The sequence below is a fragment of the Novosphingobium cyanobacteriorum genome, from assembly GCF_029436685.1.
Taxonomy (GTDB): Bacteria; Pseudomonadota; Alphaproteobacteria; order Sphingomonadales; family Sphingomonadaceae; genus Novosphingobium; species Novosphingobium cyanobacteriorum.
In genome coordinates this window covers 1-2,805 of record NZ_JAROCY010000063.1, presented here as the reverse complement: position 1 = coordinate 2,805, position 2,805 = coordinate 1, and the positions used below count along the sequence as shown (strand labels likewise).

The window sequence follows — 2,805 nt, the reverse complement described above, 5'->3', positions numbered from 1 at the left end:
ATGCGCAGGATGTCGGGCCAGTTGCGCTCGATGAGCGGTTCATTGATCTTACCTCCGACCAGCGCTCGCACATTGGCCGGCGTCGCGTTGGGCGTGAAGGCATAGAGTCTTTTCTGAGGGAGATCGCGGATACGGGGGGCGAACCTGTAGCCGAGCAAGGCGCAGGCGGCGAACACATGATCGGTGAAGCCGCCCGTGTCGGCAAAATGCTGGCGAACGCGGCGGCCCGCGTCATTCATGAGCAGCCCGTCCAGGATATAGGGAGCCTCGCTGACCGTTGCCGGGATCACCTGGGTTGCGAACGGCGCATATTGATCGGACACATGGCTGTATCCCTTGAGGCCCGGGACGTTGCCATATTTCGCGTTGATCAGATTCATCGCCTCGCCCTGCTCGGTAGCAAGGAAGAACTGCCCGTCGCTGGATGCCGATTGCCCTTGTCCCCAGAAGGCGGCCATGGGCAGGGCGGCGTGGGCCTCCACGATCATGGCGAGCGCCCGATCATAGGCGCTGCCTTCGACATGCCAGCGCGCGATCCGCAGCAATTCCCAGAAGCTGTGCGTGTTGGTCGCCGCCGCCATCTTGCGCAAACCGAGATTGACGCCTTCCGCCAGCAACACGTTCATCAGGCCGATCCGGTCGCTGCAGGGCGCGCCGGTGCGCAGATGCGTGAACGCCTCGGAAAATCCGGTTCGCTCATCGACTTCCAGCAACAGATCGGTGATCCTCGCGGGCGGGAGCTGTTGATAGAGATCGAGCACGAGATCCTCGGCCCCTTCGGGCGTGTCGGCCCTCAGCTTGTCGATGTGCAGCTTGCCGTTCTCGATGATGCCGCCTGGGATCGTGCCGGTTCGCGCCGCGCGGCCAAACTCCTTCAGCCGTGTATCCAGTCGAGCCCTGCGCTCGGCCAGCCATTCGCCGGGTCGCAGCGGCACGGCGAGCCGCGCGGTCTGCTCTATCGCCTGTGGCGGGACCAGAAGCTGCTTGAGGTCGCCATAGCGGCGCGATCCCGCCAACCATATGTCACCGGACCGGAAGGCGTCGCGGATGTGGAACAGCACCGCGATTTCCCAAAGCCGGTGGTCGCCGCTGGGCTCAGCGCAAAGATGACGATGCCATTTCGAGTTGGGACGTAGAAAATCCACCGGCGGATCGACCTTGATCCCGTTACGCAGCATCGCAACGGCCGCCAGAAGAGGCGTGGCGATCGGCGCCGCCTGCATGTCGAGCAGGCGCAGCATCCTGGGCGCGTAGAGGCGGAAACGGTGATAGCCGTCCAGCACACGGCTGAGCGGGTCGGCCGCGAGCACGTTGGTCAGCGCGGAGGCCGTGGCGACAAGGGTTCTGAACCGTTCCCAGCCAGGCCCGGTGGCGATTATCCCGTCCAGGGCCGTGCCATCGTCCTGCGCTCCAAGCAAAGCACCACCGATTTCGGCAAAGGACTTCAGCGTGTCCCGAACGGCCGCCTTTTCGTCGGCGATCCTGGTGTTGCAAAGGCGTTCGGAGGCCCGATAGAGACGGCCTACGATGCGATCGTGGGTCTCCACGATGACATCGGCCAGCGATGACCGCCATTCCAGGGTGCAGACAGCGAGGATCGCAAGCCGCCTGTCTTCGGGCAGATCACGCATGCCGTCGGCGTAATAGCGCTCGCCCTGCCGGCGAAGCCGGGTCACACGATGCGCCGGCACGCCGTCCAGCAAATCCGCCGGAAGATCGAACCTTTGAAGATATTCCAGTCGATCCATCAGCCGGTTAGCGGCTGCTGAATTTGCGCCAACCTCGAACTGTCGCAGCCATACGAAGCGCGTGACGCGACCATCCACCGTATCCTCCAACAGGTGAGCCAAATTCTCGCTCAGGGTTGGCGTGATGCGATGGGCGATAAGATCCTCGATCCGGCGCTCGGCCTCAACCAGCGCATCGGCGCAAAGGCGCTCGATCGTCGAGGAGCCGGGAAGGATCGTGCGGGTGCGGCGACACTCCGCAACGAAGCGACGGGCAAGATCCTCATTCGATGTCGCCGCCTCGGCTTCCCGAGCGATCCATTCGCGCAAATCCCGTGCGCCCCGCCCCGAAAAGGAGCGATAGCCGTAGATTCGGCGAAGGTCCGCCAGATGCTCGTGCCGGGTCTCCTCGCGCGCGGCATAGAGGAGTAGATCGTCGCTGGTCAGGCCGAGCTGGGCCGCGATGAAATCCGATACCTGCGCCGGGATCAACTCGCCAGGAGCGAGCACCCGGCCCGGGTAGCGCAGGACGCACAGTTGCAGCGCGAAGCCAAAACGATTGTGGGCGCGCCGGCGCTGGCGGATATGCCCGAGATCCTCATCGCTGAGGGTATAGTGCCGCAGCAGCTCACCTTGATCGACCGGCAAGTGAAGCAGCGCCTCGCGCTGTCGATCGGTCAGGGTCACGCGACGCGGCATACATGCTCCTTATTCTTTCCGAGCTACGGTTTGAGATAGCTTGATTGAGATGCTGGTTAAGATACACAATAGCCCAATCTTATGTGCTCATGTTCGTCACCGCCTCAAACCTTCGTTTGTGATCCATGCTGATCGGCTACGCCCGCGTGTCCAAAGCCGACGGCTCGCAGTCGCTCGACCTGCAGCACGATGCCCTTCGCGCTGCCGGTGTCGAGCCAGGCAATATCTATGATGATCGTGCATCCGGTAGCCGTGATGGCTCTGTTGCAAAGATTGGCGGCAGTCAGAGGTAGGCTGTCGCTCTGCGCCGATCAGGCGGCTGCTGCGAAATGGTGGTTGAGCATGCCCATGGCCTCCGTCAGCGCCGAGGGCCCAATGC

Annotated in this window: 1 protein-coding gene and 1 pseudogene; one reads left to right on the top strand and one right to left on the bottom strand. The window is 63.1% G+C overall.

What is annotated here, in order from left to right:
* Positions 1 to 2,426: Tn3 family transposase (locus POM99_RS22155; RefSeq protein WP_277280980.1), on the bottom strand; the 2,426-nt coding region annotated here is incomplete at its 3' end.
* Between the two features lie 125 nt (positions 2,427 to 2,551).
* Between POM99_RS22155 and POM99_RS22150 the strand changes: the two are divergent.
* Positions 2,552 to 2,683 (top strand): annotated as a pseudogene (locus POM99_RS22150) (recombinase family protein); the annotation flags it as partial.
* Positions 2,684 to 2,805 lie beyond the last annotated feature (122 nt).